Here is a 16,433-nt window from a genome sequence, read left to right as displayed (position 1 = left end):
AGGCGGGGGACGCACACCTCGGCCCCGGGTGGGTCGCCCGGGGGCACCTCGGGTCCCGGTCTCACACCTTGTCGACGATGCCCACCTTCCCCTCCGCGCGGGAGCAGTGCGCACCGCAGAACCACTGGCCCTCGACCTCGACGCCCTGGCCGATGATCCGGCACCGGCAGTGCTCGCAGATCGGGGCCATCCGGTGGATGGCGCAGGAGAAGCAGTCGAAGACGTGCATCGCGCCCTGCGCGTGCACCTCGAAGGACATGCCGTAGTCGTTTCCGCAAACCTCGCATCGTGCCATGCGCCACAGGGTGCAGTGCGGGGGCGGGCCCAGCCCGCAGGGCACGCCCGGCGGTCACCCGGACGCCGGTGCGGGGCCTCGTACCGGCGCGGCGGCGCGGGCGCCCTCAGCCGGCCGAGGGCGCCGGCGCCACGTCGCGCAGGAGGTGGGTGTACGCGGCCTCGTCGACGACCGGCGTGCCGAAGGACTTGGCCTTGAGGGTCTTGGACGTCGCCGAGTCCGGGTCGTTGGTGACCAGCAGGCTCGTCAGCCGGGACACGCTCGACGCGACGTGCAGTCCCGCCTCGGCCGTACGGTCCTCCAGCAGGTCGCGGTCGATCGAGGTGTCGCCGGAGAACGCCACCCGCATCCCCTGCGTCAGCGGCTTGTCCGGCTGGTAGCGGCCGGGGTTGGGGTACGGGCAGGCAGGCCGCTTGCGGGACGGGCGCCAACTGCCGCGGCCGGCACCGCCGTACGGAGCCTGGTAGCCGATCCTCGGCCTGGCCGGCGCGTCCGACCACTCGGTGAGCGGCCGGCACTCCAGGAGCGGCAGCCGCACCCCGCCCCGCGCCGCCGCGTGCAGACTCGGGCGGAACGCCTCGGCGAGCACCCGGGCGTCGTCCAGTGCGTGGTGCGCGCGCTGCTGGACGACGCCGAAGTGGGCGGCCAGCGAGGCCAGCTTGTGGTTGGGCAGCGGCAGCGCCAGCTCCTTGGCGAGCGCGATGGTGCACAGCCGCTGCTGCACCGGGGCGGTGTGCCCGGCCCGTGCGTACTCCCGGGCGAGCATCGACCAGTCGAACATCGCGTTGTGCGCGACGAGGACCCGGCCGTCGAGCCGCGCGGACAGCTCCGCCACGATCTCGGGGAACAGCGGCGCACCCTCCAGCAGGTCGGTGGTCAGGCCGTGGATCCAGGTGGGGCCGGGGTCCCGCTCGGGGTTGACCAGGGTGTACCAGTGGTCGACGACGTCGCCGTGCGTGTCCAGCCGGTAGACGGCAGCGGAGATTATGCGGTCGTCGCGGGAGAGGCCGGTGGTCTCCACGTCGACGACCGCGTACCCCTGCGGGTAGGCGGTCGGCCAGAGTGCTGCCGCTTCTTGTCGGTCATCGAGCATGGTCACAGAGAATACGGGCCGGGACTGACAGTCCCCTATTCGCCCAGTTCCGAGCGGAGTTCCCGGTTCGTGCCCGCCCCCTTCCGGGAGTGTGGCGCCTGCCACAGCAGCCCGTCGACCAGTGCCCGTACCGACGCCACGAACAGCTTCTCGGTGTCCACCGGCCGCGTCAGCGCCCGTGCCAGCCGCGGGTCCTGCTCCGCCGTCGCCTCGTCCCAGAGTTCCTCCTCGCCGGGGTGCTGCACGGGTGAGCGCTCCCGGTTGCGCTCGACCAGCACGAATCCGACGACCTGGAACTGGACCGCCCGTACCGCCTGCGCGGCGCGTGCCCCGCGCAGGCCCGCCGCGTGCACCTCGTGCACCAGGGCCTGCTGGGCGGGCAGGAACATCCGCTCGGTCAGGCCGCGTTCGTGCACCATCGCGACCAGGTGCGGGTGCGCGCGCAGGTCCCGGCGCAGCGCGCGGGCGACGGAGACGACACGCTGCGCGGGGGTGCGGCCGCGCGGCCTGATTTCGCCGAGCTCGCGGACGGTGCGCTCGACGAGGGCGTCCAGCAGGGACTCGCGGTTGCCGACGTGCCAGTAGATCGAGGTGACCGCGGTGCCCAGCTCGGCGGCCAGCTTGCGCATCGTGAGGGCCTGCGGCCCGTGCTGCTTGACGTACCGGGCCGCGGTGTCGAGGACTTCCTCACGGGTGAGCGACGGTCTGGGCATCAGTTTTCAACTCCTCTTGCTGCACGGCTATTTACCCTTCATCGCCGCTGCTGTAACTGTGTTACAGAACCGACCGGGGAAAGGCACGACCGACGACAAGGTGGTACGGCGATGGCACGCGTACGGTACGGACCGCGCACCGAGGCCGAGATCGCGGCGGCGCGCACCAGGAGCTCCCAGCTCCCCGACATCTGGTCCACCGGTGTGGTGGCGCTCTGGGAGAGCGACCCCGACGCGGTGGCGGCCGTGCTGCCACCGCCCCTGAAACCCACCGGCCGACCGCTGGTGCGCGCCAACATCAGCAAGGTCGACCTGCCCGGCTATCCGCTCGGCGCGGGCTCCGTGGCGGTCGCCGCCGAGTACGGCGGACGCGAGGGCTGGTACCCGCTGGTCATGCCGATGACCCACGAGCGGGCGCTGATCGGCGGGCGCGAGGTGTTCGGCGAGCCGAAGAAGCTCGGCGAGGTGAGCGTGGAGCGCGAGGGGCTGGTCGTACGGGCGTCCCTGGCGAGGCACGGGATCGCCTTCGTGGAGGTGCGGGGCGCGGTGGACGGCGCGCTCCCGGTGCCGGCGGAGCCGACCGAGAAGCTGGACTTCTACTTCAAGTTCCTGCCCGCCGTGGACGGGGAGGGCTTCGACGCCGACCCGGTCCTCGTGCAGTGCACCCGGCACGAGAAGGTGCGCAAGCTGGAGAAGGTGAGCGGCGACGTCGTCCTGCGCGAGTCGATGTACGACCCCGTCGCCGACCTGCCGGTGCGCCGCCTCGTGGAGATCACGCTGGGCGAGAAGACCAGCGACCAGCGTGGGAAGGTCGTCGAACGGGTCAGCGCACAGGCCCTGTTGCCGTACATCCACCAGCGCTACGACGACCCGCAGCAGATCCTCGACGGCCCGCCGGAAGGGAGCGTCTGATGGAACTGCGGGCCGGGCAGGTCGCCGTCGTCACCGGGGCCGCGAGCGGCATCGGCCTCGCGATGGCGCGGCGGTTCGCCGACGAGGGGCTCAAGGTCGTCCTCGCGGACGTGGAGGAAGGAGCGCTCGACAAGGCCGCCGCCGCACTGCGCGAGGGCGGCGCCGAGGTCCTGGCGCGCGTGGTGGACGTCAGCGAGCGGGACTCCGTGCAGGAACTGGCGCGGGCGGCGTACGACACCTTCGGCGCGGTGCACGTGCTGTGCAACAACGCCGGGGTCGGGTCGGGCGCCGAGGGCCGGATGTGGGAGCACGAGCCCAACGACTGGAAGTGGGCGTTCGCCGTCAACGTCTGGGGCGTCTTCCACGGCGTGCAGGCCTTCGTGCCGCGCATGCTGGCGGGCGGCGAGGCCGGCCACGTCGTCAACACGTCGTCGGGGGACGGCGGTATCGCGCCCCTGCCGACCGCCTCCGTGTACGCCGTGACCAAGGCAGCCGTCGTGACCCTCACGGAGTCGCTGTACGCGCACCTCAGGGCGGAGCGGGCGAGCGTCGGCGCCTCGGTGCTGTTCCCCGGCCCGCACATGCTGCGCACCGGGCTGTGGGAGTCGCACCGCAACAGGCCCGAGCGGTACGCCAAGGAACGGCCGCGCAAATCGCCCTACCGCAGCCTCGACCAGTGGGAGGCGGCGATGGCGGCGGCGGGGCAGGAGATCGAGTTCACACCGGTCGAGGAGGTCGCGGAGACCGTCGTGGCCGGGATCAGGGCAGACCGCTTCTGGATGCTCCCCGACAGCGAGCACAGCGACCGGCAGATCCGGGCGCGCTCCCGGTCGATGCTGGACCGTGCCAACCCCTCGTACCTCGAACATTTCATCCTCGACCGGGACCGGGCGGAGTGAGCGAAGTGACCGAACAGGATCCGTATCTGATCATTTCCTCCGACTGTCACGCCGGTCTGCCCACCGAGCAGTACCGGCCCTACCTGGAGAGCGCCTTCCACGGTGCCTTCGACGACTTCCTCGGGCAGCGCGACGCCCGCCGCGAGGAGATGACCCGGCTCGGCGTCCGTAACGAGGCGTTCGCCACCAAGTGGTTCCAGGACAACGAGGAGGGGCTGCGCGGCGGCTGGGACAGCGCGCAGCGGCTCAAGGAACTGGACGGCGACGGGGTGGCGGCCGAGGTGGTCTTCCCGGACGCCGACGCCGTCGACAGCCAGACGGCCGCGCCCTTCGGCGTCGGCCTCGGGCTCTCCGGCGACCAGGACCCGGCGCTCGGCATGGCGGGCGCGCAGGCGCACAACCGGTGGCTCGCCGAGTTCGTCGGCGAGAACCCCGAGCGGCACTGCGGCGTCGCCCTCCTGCCCGTCACCGCGGAGGTCGGCAAGGTCGTCGCCGAGGTGCACCGGGCCAAGGAATCAGGCCTCGGCGCCCTGATGATCCCCTCGATGTGGGTGGACAAGGCCCCCTACCACGACCGGCGTTACGACCCGGTGTGGGCGGCGGCCGCCGAGACGGGCATGCCGATCGTCACCCACTCGGGCGCGGCCCCCCGCCACGAGTACGGCGACCACCTCGGCATCTACGTGAGCGAGGTGACCTGGTGGCCGGCCCGTCCGCTGTGGTTCCTGCTCTGGTCGGGGGTCTTCGAGCGGCACCCGGGTCTCAAGTTCGGGGTGGCGGAGTCCGGTTGCTGGTGGCTGCCCAACCAGCTGTGGTTCATGGACCGGCTGTACCTGGGGGCGCACGGCGGGAAGAAGCTCTCCCCGTTCGAGGAGCTGAAGCGACCGCCGAGCGAATACCTGGACCGGCAGGTGTTCATCTGCGCCACCAACACCAAGCGCCGTGAACTCGCCCAGCGCTACGAGATCGGCGTCGACAACATCCTGTGGGGCAGCGACTTCCCGCACCCCGAGGGCACCTGGCCCAAGACCCGCGAATGGCTGCGGAACACCTTCCACGACATCCCGGTGACCGAGACCCGTCGCATGCTCGGCCTGGCCGCGGCGGACGTCTTCGGCTTCGACACCGCGAAGCTCGCGCCACTGGCACGGAGGATCGGGCCGACGCCGGACGACCTGGGACAGCCCCGGGAGCAGACCGCTGTCGAGCAGTCCTGGGCACGCTCCCGCGAGGTGGGACGCCACTGGCTCACCGGGCACGACTTCCCGCAGGTGGGCGCCGAGTGAACGCCCCCGACCGGAACTCCGCCGGCGCTCACACCGACCGGAACTCCGCCGACGCTCACGCCGACCGGAACTCCGCCGACGCTCCCCCCGACCGGAACTCCGCCGGCGCTCCCGCGGACAACGACAACTCCGACGAGCGGTACACCGTCATCTCCGCCGACTGCCACGCCGGCGCCGACCTCCTCGACTACCGGCCGTACCTGGAGAAGAAGCACCACGCCGACTTCGACGCCTGGGCGGCCACCTACACCAACCCCTACGAGGACCTGCTCGCCGACACCGCCGACCGCAACTGGAACTCCGCCCGCCGCCTCGCCGAGCTGGAGGCGGACGGCATCGTCGCCGAGGTCGTCTTCCCCAACACCATCCCGCCCTTCTTCCCCACCGCCTCCCTGATGGCGCCCGCGCCCACCGCCGCGGAGTACGACCGGCGCTGGGCCGGTCTGCGGGCGCACAACAGGTGGCTCGCCGACTTCTGCGCCGACGCGCCGGGCCGCCGGGCGGGAGTCGCGCAGATCCTCCTCAACGACGTCGGCGAGGCGGTGCGGGAGATACGCCGCAGCAAGGATGCGGGCCTGACCGGCGGGGTGCTGCTGCCCGGCGCCCCGCCGGGATCCGGCATTCCCGAGCTCCACTCCGCCTGCTACGACCCGATCTGGGCCGTCTGCGAGGAACTGGAGGTCCCGGTCAACCACCACGGCGGGTCCGCCTCCCCGCCGCTCGGCGACGAACCGGCCGCCCGCGCCGTCTTCATGGTCGAGACGACGTGGTTCTCGCACCGGGCACTGTGGCACCTCATCTTCGGGGGCGCCTTCAAGCGGCACCCCGGGCTGAAGCTGGTCCTCACCGAGCAGGGCTCCGGATGGATCCCCGGCATCGTCGAGATGCTGGACTACTACCACTCGCGGCTCGTCGCGGCGGCGACGAGGGCGGCCACCGCGGAATCGAAGTTCGGTGCCGGGCTCGCGGCCTCGATGGGAGCCGCCCCCAGCCAGGTGTGGCGGGACAACTGCTACGTCGGGGCCAGCTTCATGCGTCCCCACGAGGTGCCGCTGCGCCACCGGATCGGCCTCGACAAGATCATGTGGGGCAGCGACTACCCGCACGACGAGGGCACCGCCCCGTACTCGCGGGAGGGCCTGCGCATCGCCTACGCGGGGCTGCCCCGGGACGAGGTCGCCGCGATGGTCGGAGGCAACGCCGCCCGGGTGTACGGGTTCGACCTGGAGGCACTCGGCGCGGTCGCCGCGAAGGCGGGGCCCACCGTCGAGGAGATCGCGCGACCGCTGCAGGAGGTACCGGCGGACGCGACGAGTCCCGCCTTCGCGCCGGGCGGGTCGGTACGCGTCTGGTGAGCCACCGGGTGGCATCGTCCGCGGCATGACAGACGAAACGGATGTCTTCGAACCGCACCACAAGGACCTCGGCTCCCGCCTGAACTGGCTGCGGGCCGGGGTCCTCGGCGCGAACGACGGCATCGTCTCCACGGCCGGCCTGGTCGTCGGCGTGGCCGGGGCCACCGGGTCCCGTACCGCGCTCGTCACCGCGGGCCTCGCCGGACTCCTCGCGGGCTCCCTGTCGATGGCGGCCGGTGAGTACGTCTCGGTGTCGACGCAGCGCGACTCGGAGAAGGCGGCCGTGGAGCTGGAGAAGTGGGAGCTGCGCGAACAGCCCGCGGCGGAACTCACCGAGCTCACCCAGCTCCTGGTGCGCAGCGGCCTCACCCCGGACGTGGCGGGGGAGGCCGCACGGCAGCTGACCGAGCGCGACGCCCTGCGCGCGCACGCCAGTGTGGAACTGGGCATCGACCCGGACCGGCTCGCCAACCCCTGGCACGCCGCCCGGGCCAGTTTCGTCGCCTTCACCGTGGGGGCCCTGCTGCCGCTGCTCGCGATCACCCTGCCGCCGCAGTCCTGGCGGCTGCCGGTGACGGTGGTCTCCGTCCTGGTGGCGCTGGCCTGCACCGGCTGGGGGAGCGCCCGGCTGGGAGCGGCGCCGGCCGGGCCCGCGGTGCTGCGGACCATGGCGGGCGGCGCCCTCGCAATGGGGGTGACCTACCTCGTGGGCCACTTGCTGGGCACGGCGGGCGGGTAGCGGCCGGGGGCGCACGAGTGCGGTTCCGTGCCGGGGGTGCGCGAGTGCGGTTCGCACGGTTGGCCGGGGGCGCACGAGTGCGGTTCGCACGATTCCGTGGCGGGCGTGAACCGGTCACCGTGGCAGACACTCGCCGAGCTCGTAGGCCCGGGCGACATCGACAAGCGGCTGCCGGCCCTGGTCACCTCACCGGCCCAGCACGAGAACCGGCGCACGGACCGTCCGCACTCCTGACGGAACTTCTTACATACTTGTGGGTAACAACCCCTGGCCGGGACCCCGTTGGTCGCTCTATCGTGCGGACATGCCGAACCTGCCCGATGTCGTGCTGTGGTCGATACCCGCCTTCGTCCTGCTCACCGTGGTCGAACTCGTCAGCTACCGCCTGCATCCCGACGACGACGCCGAGGGATACGAGACCAAGGACGCCGCCACCAGCATCACCATGGGGCTCGGCAGCATCGGTTTCGACTTCCTCTGGAAGATACCCATCCTCGCGGTCTACACCGCGGTGTACGAACTGACGCCCGCACGCATCCCCGTCCTGTGGTGGACGATCCCGCTGATGCTGCTCGCGCAGGACTTCTTCTACTACTGGTCGCACCGCGGCCACCACGTCGTACGCATCCTGTGGGCCTGCCACGTGGTCCACCACTCCAGCCGGAAGTTCAACTTCACGACCGCCCTGCGCCAGCCCTGGACGACGCTCACCGTCTGGCCGTTCTACCTGCCGCTGATCGCCTGCGGGGTGCATCCGGCGGCGCTCGCCTTCTGCTCGTCGGCGAACCTGGTCTACCAGTTCTGGGTGCACACCGAGCGGGTCGGCAAGCTGCCCCGGCCCTTCGAGTACGTGCTCAACACGCCCTCGCATCACCGGGTCCACCACGCCTCGCAGGGCGGCTACCTGGACCGCAACTTCGGCGGCATCCTGATCGTCTGGGACCGGATCTTCGGCTCCTTCGTTGGCGAGGACGACCGCCCCGTCTACGGGCTGACCAAGAACATCGAGACCTTCAACCCGCTGCGCGTCGCCACCCACGAGTACGCCGCCATCGCCCGCGACGTACGGGCCGCGCGGACCTGGCGGGAGCGGGCGGGCCGCGTCTTCGGCGGACCTGGCTGGCAGCCGGGCACACCCCCACAAACAGAAGCCGCGACCCCGGGACCGGCGGCCGCCCCCGCAGCCGCGCAGCAGCCGGAGCCCGCCGCGTGAGCCGCGTGAGCCGCGGGAGGCAGGTGCTGCCCGGAGCCGTGCAGCCGCCGGAGCCCGCCGCGTGAGCCGTAGGAAGCTCGCCGCGGTGCTGCTCGCCGCCTTTCTCCTCGCCTGCGCCGTCGACCTCGCCGGGCTCCTCGCCGGCCTCCCGGGCGTGCACCGGGCCGCCAAACCACTGCTGATGCCGCTGCTCGCCGGGTACGTCGCCGTACGCGGCGGGCCGCGCCTGCTGATCGCGGCGCTGCTCCTCGGCTGGGGCGGCGACGTCGCCCTCCTCTTCGACGCGGAGCCCGCGTTCCTGCTGGGCATGGGCTCCTTCGCCGTCGGCCACCTCTGCTACCTCATCCTCTTCAGGGGCGCGCCGTTGCGCCGCCCGCTCGGGGCCGCGTACGCCCTCGTACTGACCGCCGTGCTCGCCCTGCTCTGGCCCGACCTGCCCGCGGACCTGCGCGTCCCGGTCGCCGGGTACAGCCTGCTGCTCACCGTTATGGCGTTTCGGGCCGGCGGCCTCGGGGTGCGGGCGGGCGTCGGAGGCGCCCTGTTCCTGCTGTCCGACACCCTCATCGCGACCGGCGTCGCCCACTGGCCGCAGCCGCCGGCGGCGGACTTCTGGGTGATGGCCACCTACGCGGCGGCGCAGTGCCTGCTGGCCCTCGGAGTGCTCGGCGCGGCGGGGCCCGCCGCCGGGGCCCGCCGGGCAGCGTCCGTCCCCCCGGCGTACGGTGAGCGGCGAACGCCCCTCTGACCAGCAAGGACGGCCTCCATGCGCGCCACCGTCATCCGTGCCCCGCACGACATCCGGGTCGAAGAAGTAGCCGACCCCGTCCTCCAGCAGCCCACCGACGTGGTCGTACGGGTGCTCCGTGCCTGCATCTGCGGCAGCGACCTGTGGGCGTACCGCGGGGAGTCGGCCCGCACCCCGGGCCAGCGCATCGGACACGAGTTCCTGGGTGTGGTCGAGGAAGCCGGTGCGGAGGTACGGGCGTTCAGGGCGGGAGACCTCGTCGTCGCCCCGTTCGTCTGGTCCGACGGGACGTGCGACTACTGCGCCGAGGGGCTGACGACCTCCTGCCCGCAGGGCGGCTTCTGGGGCTCGGTCGGCTCGGACGGCGGCCAGGGCGAAGCGGTGCGCGTCCCCTTCGCCGATGCCACCCTGGTGCCGCTGCCCGCCGACGCGGCGTCCGACGAACGGCTGCTGACCGCGCTGCTCTCCCTCTCGGACGTCATGGGCACCGGCCACCACGCGGCCGTGGGGGCCGGGGTACGGCCCGGCCTGACCGTCGCGGTCGTCGGTGACGGGGCGGTGGGACTGTGCGGCGTACTGGCCGCCAAGAGGCTCGGCGCCGACCGGATCATCGCCCTGGGCCGGCACCGCTCCCGTACCGACATCGCCCGTACCTTCGGCGCCACGGACGTGGTCGCCTCCCGGGGCGACGAAGCGGTGGCCGCCGTGCGGGAACTGACCGCGGGCCAGGGCGCGCACTGCGTGATCGAGGCGGTGGGCACCGAGCAGTCCATGCGCACCGCCGTCGCCGTGACCCGCGACGGCGGCGCCGTCGGCTATGTCGGAGTGCCGCACGGCAGCGCCACCGGGCTCGACCTGGGCGCCATGTTCGGCAGGAACATCGCGCTGCGCGGGGGAGTGGCCCCGGTCCGCACCTACCTCCCGGAACTCCTCACCGACGTCCTGGACGGCACCATCGACCCGTCCCCGGTGTTCGACCTCACCGTCGGCCTCGACGAGGTCGCCGACGGGTACCGGGCCATGGACGACCGCACCGCCCTGAAGGTCCTCGTCAAGCCGTGACGCCCCGGGCGTACGGGGCCCTCGCCGGCCGGGGCGCGGGGAAGCACGCGGCCGGCCGCGGAAGCGCCCGCGGCCGGCCGACACCCGCGCGGTTCCCCGCGCCCTGTGGGGAGGCCTATCGCACGGCGCGGAGCGCGTCGATGATCCCGGCCCCGTAGAAGCCGTTGTCGTTCACGCCGCCCTTGCAGACCGCGTCGATCTTGCCGTCCTTGTTGATGTCGTACGGCGCGCCGCACGCGGTGCTCTCCGCCTGCGACGTCAGCATCCGCTCAAGCTGGGCCGGAGTGGCGTTCGGATGCGTCGACTTCAGCAGCGCGAGGACACCCGACACGTGCGGGGACGCCATCGAGGTGCCGTTCTTGTAGCCGTAGCCGCCGCCCGGGAGGGTGGAGAGGATCGCGCCGTTGACGGCGGGGCCCTCGGGCTCCTGGTAGGCGGTGCTGTCGCCGCCGGGCGCCGCCACGTCGACAACTCCCTTGCCGTAGCTGGAGTACGACGACTTGAGGTTCTTGGCGCCGGTCGCCGAGACCGTCACCACGTCGTCCAGCTGCATCGGGATGTCGAGGCACTTCTTCGGGTCCACGGTGCGGGTGCCCGGGGTGGAGTCGTTGGGGCTCGTCGTGTCGACGATCTCCTTGGCGTCGAGGTCGTAGTTCGAGTTGCCCGCCGACGCGACCGAGATCGTGCCCTTCTTCCAGGCGTACCTGTGGGCCCGGTCGGTGGCCTCGATCAGGGCGTTCTGATCCGGGTCGTCCTTGCAGTTGAACATCCACGGGTCGGTGTAATAGCTGTTGTTCGTGACGTCGGCGCCGTGCTCGGCCGCGTACACGAACGCGCAGACGACGGCCTCGGTGTAGAAGAAGCCCGTCGCGTCCGCGACCTTGATGCCCGAGACGCGGACGTTCGGCGCGACGCCGGTGACGCCGACGCCGTTCTTCGCCGCGGCTATGGTGCCCGCCACGTGCGTGCCGTGGTCGGACTCGCCGGTCTTCGGCCGCCACACACCCGCGGAGCTGTCCGGCTTGCCGCCCATGCAGCTCGCCGAACCCGCGGCGTCGAAGTTCGGCGCCAGGTCGGGGTGGGTGTCGTCGACGCCCGTGTCGATGACCGTGACGTTGACCTTCTTGCTGCCCAGCGTCTTCTGGTGCGCCTTGTCGGCACGGATCGCCGGGAGCGCCCAGAGCAGCGGCTCCAGCGGGTCCTCGGCGGCCGACGCCTGCTTCGCCGCGGCCTGCGCCTCGCTCGCGGAGAGCCGCTGGGTGGCGCCCTCCTCGGTGGTCGCCGCCGCCTGGATCGGTGCGGTGCGGGTGGCGCCGGCCGAGGCCACGCCGCGCACCTTGCGTATCTGCGTCCCGAACTCCGGGTTCTGGGAGGTGACGACGATGACGCCAATCTTGTCGTACGAGATGACGATGGTGCCGCCGGCCTTGGCTATCGCCTTCTTGACCGCGTTGGCGGTCGAGCCGCCGCCGTCGACGTTCACCACGTACGACAGCTTCGGACCGTCGGCGGCGGGTGCCGCCACCGGAGCGTCCTCAAGAGGTGCCGCGGTCGCCGAGGTCATCGGCAGGAAGCCGAGCGAGGCCGTCAGTGCCAGACCGACGGGGATCGCCAGCGCGCGCGACCGTCTGTTTCCCAGATGAGCCATGGGTTCTCCACATCATCCGTGCCGAACGCCCCACCGCCGGGACGCGGTTGGGCGGGTACATGACCAGCGAAGCTATCGCTGATCAAGCGGTCGTATCAATGACTTCGGACAATGTGTCCGGAAAAGAAAACCCGGCCGTTGAACCGAGTCGCCACGCGGGCCGTGCCGTTGTCAGGGGGACGCAAGCACCATCCGCCCCCGTCCCAGTGAGGACCCCTTGACCCACCCCATCGCACCCGCGTCCCGAGGAGAATCCGTGGCTACCGATGCACCGCCGCCCAAGGGCGGCCCGGACACCGGCCCCGCCGGGCCCACGACGGAGCAGTTCGTCGAGGTGCAGCAGAGCGCGGAATTCGGCGACCTGCGCCGTGCCCACCGCTCCTTCGCCTTCCCCCTGACCATCGCCTTCATCGCCTGGTACCTGCTGTACGTACTGATGTCGAACTACGCGGGCGGCTTCATGGGGACGAAGCTGTTCGGCAACATCAACGTCGCACTCGTCTTCGGCCTCGGCCAGTTCCTGACGACCTTCCTCATCGCCTGGTTCTACTCGCGGCACGCGGCGACCAAGCTCGACCCCAAGGCCGCAGCGATCAAGTCCCGCCTGGAGGCCGGAGAATGAGCACCCTCGACCTGAGCCGGCCGGGCGCCGGACTGCTGTCGGACCCCGCCTGGCAGCTCGCCGCAGGTGAAGGCGCGAGCGAGCACCGCGGTCTGATCATCACCCTCTTCGGGGTGTTCGTCGTCGCGACCCTCGTCATCACCGTCTGGGCCGGCAAGCAGACCAAGAGCGCCTCCGACTTCTACGCGGGCGGCCGCCAGTTCACCGGTTTCCAGAACGGTCTGGCGATCTCCGGCGACTACATGTCCGCCGCGTCCTTCCTCGGCATCGCGGGTTCCATCGCCCTCTTCGGCTACGACGGCTTCCTCTACTCCATCGGCTTCCTGGTGGCGTGGCTGGTCGCCCTGCTGCTCGTCGCGGAACCGCTGCGCAACTCCGGCCGCTACACCATGGGCGACGTCCTCGCGTACCGCATGAGACAACGCCCGGTGCGTACCGCGGCGGGCACCTCCACCATCGTGGTGTCGATCTTCTACCTGCTCGCGCAGATGGCCGGGGCGGGCGTCCTGGTGTCGCTGCTGCTCGGCATCACCAGCGACGGCGGCAAGGTCGCCATCGTCGCCCTGGTCGGCGTCCTGATGATCGTGTACGTCACCATCGGCGGCATGAAGGGCACCACCTGGGTGCAGATGGTCAAGGCGGTCCTGCTGATCGCGGGCACCCTGCTCATCACCTTCCTGATCCTGCTGAAGTTCAACTTCAACGTCTCCGACCTGCTCGGCGCCGCCGCCACCAACAGCGGCAAGGAAGGCTTCCTGGAACCGGGCCTGAAGTACGGCGTCAGCGCGATGTCCAAGCTGGACTTCCTCTCGCTCGGCATCGCGCTCGTCCTGGGCACCGCGGGACTGCCGCACATCCTGATCCGCTTCTACACCGTGCCCACCGCACAGGCCGCCCGTAAGTCCGTGAACTGGGCGATCGGCATCATCGGCGCCTTCTACCTGATGACGATCGTGCTGGGCTTCGGCGCCGCCGCGCTCCTCAAGCCGGGCGACATCACCGCCTCCAACAAGGCGGGCAACACCGCGGCCCCGCTCGCCGCGCTCGAAATCGGCGGCGGCGCGGGCTCCACCGGCGGCGCGATCCTCCTCGCCGTCATCTCGGCGGTCGCCTTCGCCACGATCCTCGCGGTCGTCGCGGGCCTGACCCTCGCCTCGTCGTCCTCGTTCGCGCACGACATCTACGCGAACGTCATCCGGCGCGGCAAGGCGACCGAGAAGGAGGAGATGCGGGCGGCCCGCTGGGCCACCGTCCTCATCGGCATCGTCTCCATCGCGCTGGGCGCCCTCGCCCGCGACCTCAACGTCGCGGGGCTGGTCGCCCTGGCGTTCGCGGTCGCCGCGTCCGCCAACCTGCCGACGATCCTCTACAGCCTCTTCTGGAAGCGCTTCACCACCCAGGGCGCGCTGTGGTCGATCTACGGCGGCCTCTTCACCGCGGTGTTCCTGGTGATCTTCTCCCCGGTCGTCTCCTCCAAGCCGACCTCCATGTTCAAGGGCGTCGACTTCGCCTGGTTCCCGCTGGAGAACCCGGGCCTCATCTCCATCCCGCTGGGCTTCCTGCTCGGCTGGCTCGGCTCGATCCTCTCCAAGGAGGAGCCGGACAAGGGCAAGTACGCCGAGCTGGAGGTCAAGTCCCTCACCGGCACCGGCGCACACTGACACCGGCGCACACCAGCGGTTTTCCCGCCCGTGCGAGCCGGCAGGGCCGCGTCGTAGAGTCCTACGACGCGGCCCTGCCGTGACTCGTGGCAATCGGCCCCGGCTGTTGTCAGTCCCGTCGCGTAGTGTCGAAAGCAACAGCCATCCATCGGGGAGGGGGCCCAAAGTGCTCATCGACACCTACGGTCGGGTCGCCACCGACCTGCGCGTCTCGCTCACGGACAAGTGCAATCTGCGCTGCACCTACTGCATGCCCGAGGAGGGCCTCCAGTGGCTCGGCAAGCAGGAACTCCTCTCCGACGACGAGATCGTCCGCCTGATCCGCATCGCCGTCACCGACCTGGGCATCACCGAGGTCCGCTTCACCGGCGGCGAACCGCTGCTCCGCCCAGGCCTGGTCGGGATCGTCGAGCGCTGCGCCGCCCTGGAGCCCCGCCCCAGGATGTCCCTCACCACCAACGGCATCGGCCTCAAGCGCACCGCCGCCGCCCTCAAGACGGCCGGCCTCGACCGGGTCAACGTCTCGCTGGACACGCTGCGCCCCGACGTCTTCAAGACCCTCACCCGCCGCGACCGGCACCAGGACGTCCTGGACGGCATGGCCGCGGCCCGGGAAGCGGGACTCACCCCGGTCAAGGTCAACGCCGTGCTGATGCCGGGGCTCAACGACGACGAGGCCCCCGACCTGCTCGCCTGGGCCGTGGCCAACGACTACGAGCTCCGTTTCATCGAGCAGATGCCGCTCGACGCCCAGCACGGCTGGAAGCGCGACGGCATGATCACCGCCGGTGACATCCTGGAGTCGCTGCGGACCCGCTTCACCCTCACCGAGGAGGGCGAGCGCGAGCGCGGCTCCGCGCCCGCCGAGCGCTGGGTGGTGGACGGCGGTCCGCACCGGGTCGGTGTGATCGCCTCGGTCACCCGTCCGTTCTGCGGCGCCTGCGACCGGACCCGGCTCACCGCCGACGGTCAGGTCCGCACCTGTCTGTTCGCCCGCGAGGAGTCCGACCTGCGGGCCGCCCTGCGCTCCGACGCGTCCGACCAGGACATCGCGGAGCTCTGGAAGGTCGCCATGTGGGGCAAGAAGGCGGGCTCGGGCCTCGACGACCCGACGTTCCTCCAGCCGGACCGCCCGATGTCAGCGATCGGCGGCTGACGGGCCCTGCGGCTCCTGACGGGCGGCTGACGGGTCCTGCGGCTCCTGGCGCGCGTCCCACTCGGCGAGCGCCACGTCCTCCTTCAGGAACCCGCGAAGGCCGAGGAAGTGCGACAGGTGCTCACGGTGCTCTTCGCACGCCAGCCACGTCTTGCGGCGCTCCGGCGTGTGCAGCTTCGGGTTGTTCCAGGCGAGCACCCGGACGGCGTCCGCGCGGCAGCCCTTGGCGGAACAGATAGGTGCTTCGTCACTCACGAGTCGTACATCCTCAAGCGGCTGTGCGGTCACCCCGAACCCGGGCCGGATGCCCGCGGAAAAAGGCGACGCCGAGCAGCCACGGGGGGAGCTGCCCGGCGTCGGTCCGTCGCTCCGACGGGGGATGCGGAGCGCCTACGAAGTATGTCACGGGGTACGGGGTGCGGTGCACCGGAACCTCATGATTGATCTGAGCTTTTCCTGAGCTTCGGCGGAGCCTAAGAGGTCCGCCCCCGGGGGTCGTTCACCGGCTCGGCGGGCTCCGGGTCCATCACGGTGCCCTCCAGCGGCGGGCCGATCGCGGGGCGCACCGGCGCGGGCACGAAGGCCGTCGGCAGCGGCTTGGCGCCCTCCCGGCCGCCGTTCGCGATCACCACCGAGACGTACGGCAGCAGCACGCCGAGCGCCAGGGCCACGATGGCCACGGGACGCTCCACGTTCCACAGCAGCGCGGCGAGGATGACCGCCACCGTCCTGATCGACATGGAGATGATGTACCGGCGCTGTCTGCCCCGCACGTCGTCCGCGAGTGACTGCCGTGCCCCGGTGATCCGGACGACCTCGGCCCCGCGCAGCTTCCGCATCACGATTCCACCACCCGATTTCCCTGCCGGACGCTCCCCGGTCCGGACCCGTCCACCGTACGCCCGCCATCCGACAGGAGTCGATGCGGGGGCGGCGGCGTCCGGGCGCATCCGGACCGGCCTACCGCGTATGGCGGTGTCCGACATGCGCCGTACGGGCGATCCCCCGAGACTTGATCACAGCGCACATCCGCG

At 71.4% G+C, this 16,433-nt stretch carries 18 protein-coding genes; 12 read left to right on the top strand and 6 right to left on the bottom strand.

Annotated elements, in window-relative coordinates; genetic code table 11:
* Positions 1-61: 61 nt before the first annotated feature.
* From ACIQM4_RS20515 to ACIQM4_RS20505, 3 genes are all read right to left on the bottom strand, one after another.
* On the bottom strand, positions 62-295 hold the full coding sequence (locus ACIQM4_RS20515; protein WP_401593361.1) for a hypothetical protein: 234 nt from the start codon (positions 293-295) through the stop codon (positions 62-64).
* Positions 296-401: 106 nt separating this feature from the next.
* Complete coding sequence (locus ACIQM4_RS20510; RefSeq protein WP_401593359.1) at positions 402-1,394, bottom strand: DEDDh family exonuclease; 993 nt, start codon at positions 1,392-1,394, stop codon at positions 402-404.
* Between the two features lie 29 nt (positions 1,395-1,423).
* Positions 1,424-2,101, bottom strand: coding sequence for a TetR/AcrR family transcriptional regulator (locus tag ACIQM4_RS20505; protein WP_401593356.1), 678 nt, complete (start codon positions 2,099-2,101; stop codon positions 1,424-1,426).
* A 111-nt stretch (positions 2,102-2,212) separates the two neighbouring features.
* On the opposite strand from ACIQM4_RS20505, the gene ACIQM4_RS20500 reads away from it, so the two are divergent.
* The 9 genes from ACIQM4_RS20500 (at position 2,213) to ACIQM4_RS20460 (ending at position 10,312) form a co-directional block, all read left to right on the top strand.
* Positions 2,213-3,013 (top strand): acetoacetate decarboxylase family protein, encoded by an 801-nt coding sequence (locus tag ACIQM4_RS20500; protein ID WP_401593353.1) that lies wholly within the window; start codon positions 2,213-2,215, stop codon positions 3,011-3,013.
* A complete protein-coding gene (locus tag ACIQM4_RS20495; RefSeq protein WP_401593350.1) occupies positions 3,013-3,912 on the top strand; it encodes an SDR family NAD(P)-dependent oxidoreductase in 900 nt (299 codons plus the stop codon). The genes ACIQM4_RS20500 and ACIQM4_RS20495 overlap by 1 nt, the downstream gene beginning before the upstream one ends.
* 5 nt (positions 3,913-3,917) lie before the next feature.
* On the top strand, positions 3,918-5,198 hold the full coding sequence (locus ACIQM4_RS20490) for an amidohydrolase family protein (protein ID WP_401593348.1): 1,281 nt from the start codon (positions 3,918-3,920) through the stop codon (positions 5,196-5,198).
* 149 nt (positions 5,199-5,347) lie between these two features.
* On the top strand, positions 5,348-6,553 hold the full coding sequence (locus tag ACIQM4_RS20485; protein ID WP_401594130.1) for an amidohydrolase family protein: 1,206 nt from the start codon (positions 5,348-5,350) through the stop codon (positions 6,551-6,553).
* A 25-nt stretch (positions 6,554-6,578) separates the two neighbouring features.
* Positions 6,579-7,292: a VIT family protein gene (locus ACIQM4_RS20480; protein WP_401593345.1), complete on the top strand. Its 714-nt coding sequence runs from the start codon at positions 6,579-6,581 to the stop codon at positions 7,290-7,292.
* Between the two features lie 105 nt (positions 7,293-7,397).
* Entirely contained in the window at positions 7,398-7,526 is a 129-nt protein-coding gene (locus ACIQM4_RS20475; RefSeq protein ID WP_401593342.1) for a hypothetical protein, read from the top strand.
* A gap of 70 nt (positions 7,527-7,596) precedes the next feature.
* A complete protein-coding gene (locus tag ACIQM4_RS20470; protein WP_401593340.1) occupies positions 7,597-8,505 on the top strand; it encodes a sterol desaturase family protein in 909 nt (302 codons plus the stop codon).
* Between the two features lie 61 nt (positions 8,506-8,566).
* Positions 8,567-9,250, top strand: a complete 684-nt coding sequence (locus ACIQM4_RS20465) for a lysoplasmalogenase (RefSeq protein ID WP_401593337.1) — start codon at positions 8,567-8,569, stop codon at positions 9,248-9,250.
* 18 nt (positions 9,251-9,268) lie between these two features.
* Positions 9,269-10,312: a zinc-dependent alcohol dehydrogenase family protein gene (locus tag ACIQM4_RS20460; protein ID WP_401593335.1), complete on the top strand. Its 1,044-nt coding sequence runs from the start codon at positions 9,269-9,271 to the stop codon at positions 10,310-10,312.
* A gap of 115 nt (positions 10,313-10,427) precedes the next feature.
* On the opposite strand, the gene ACIQM4_RS20455 is transcribed toward ACIQM4_RS20460, so the two are convergent.
* A complete protein-coding gene (locus ACIQM4_RS20455) occupies positions 10,428-11,960 on the bottom strand; it encodes a S8 family serine peptidase (RefSeq protein ID WP_401593332.1) in 1,533 nt (510 codons plus the stop codon).
* A gap of 256 nt (positions 11,961-12,216) precedes the next feature.
* Here ACIQM4_RS20455 and ACIQM4_RS20450 point away from each other — a divergent pair, with 256 nt between their 5' ends.
* From ACIQM4_RS20450 to moaA, 3 genes are all read left to right on the top strand, one after another.
* A complete protein-coding gene (locus ACIQM4_RS20450) occupies positions 12,217-12,582 on the top strand; it encodes a DUF485 domain-containing protein (protein WP_401593329.1) in 366 nt (121 codons plus the stop codon).
* Positions 12,579-14,243: a cation acetate symporter gene (locus tag ACIQM4_RS20445; RefSeq protein ID WP_401593327.1), complete on the top strand. Its 1,665-nt coding sequence runs from the start codon at positions 12,579-12,581 to the stop codon at positions 14,241-14,243. The genes ACIQM4_RS20450 and ACIQM4_RS20445 overlap by 4 nt, the downstream gene beginning before the upstream one ends.
* A 166-nt stretch (positions 14,244-14,409) precedes the next feature.
* Positions 14,410-15,399, top strand: a complete 990-nt coding sequence (moaA, locus tag ACIQM4_RS20440; protein ID WP_401593325.1) for a GTP 3',8-cyclase MoaA — start codon at positions 14,410-14,412, stop codon at positions 15,397-15,399.
* Here the strand turns inward: moaA and ACIQM4_RS20435 are convergent.
* Together ACIQM4_RS20435 and ACIQM4_RS20430 are read right to left on the bottom strand one after the other, a co-directional pair.
* A complete protein-coding gene (locus ACIQM4_RS20435; RefSeq protein ID WP_401593322.1) occupies positions 15,382-15,654 on the bottom strand; it encodes a hypothetical protein in 273 nt (90 codons plus the stop codon). The two genes, moaA and ACIQM4_RS20435, sit on opposite strands and share 18 nt — an antisense overlap.
* 218 nt (positions 15,655-15,872) lie before the next feature.
* Positions 15,873-16,238 (bottom strand): DUF3099 domain-containing protein, encoded by a 366-nt coding sequence (locus tag ACIQM4_RS20430; protein ID WP_401593319.1) that lies wholly within the window; start codon positions 16,236-16,238, stop codon positions 15,873-15,875.
* Between the last annotated feature and the right edge of the window lie 195 nt (positions 16,239-16,433).

It is taken from the genome of Streptomyces sp. NPDC091272 (assembly GCF_044757485.1).
Lineage (GTDB): Bacteria > Actinomycetota > Actinomycetes > Streptomycetales > Streptomycetaceae > Streptomyces.
Note: the sequence above shows the minus strand (reverse complement) of the source record. Positions and strands in the feature narration are given on the sequence as shown.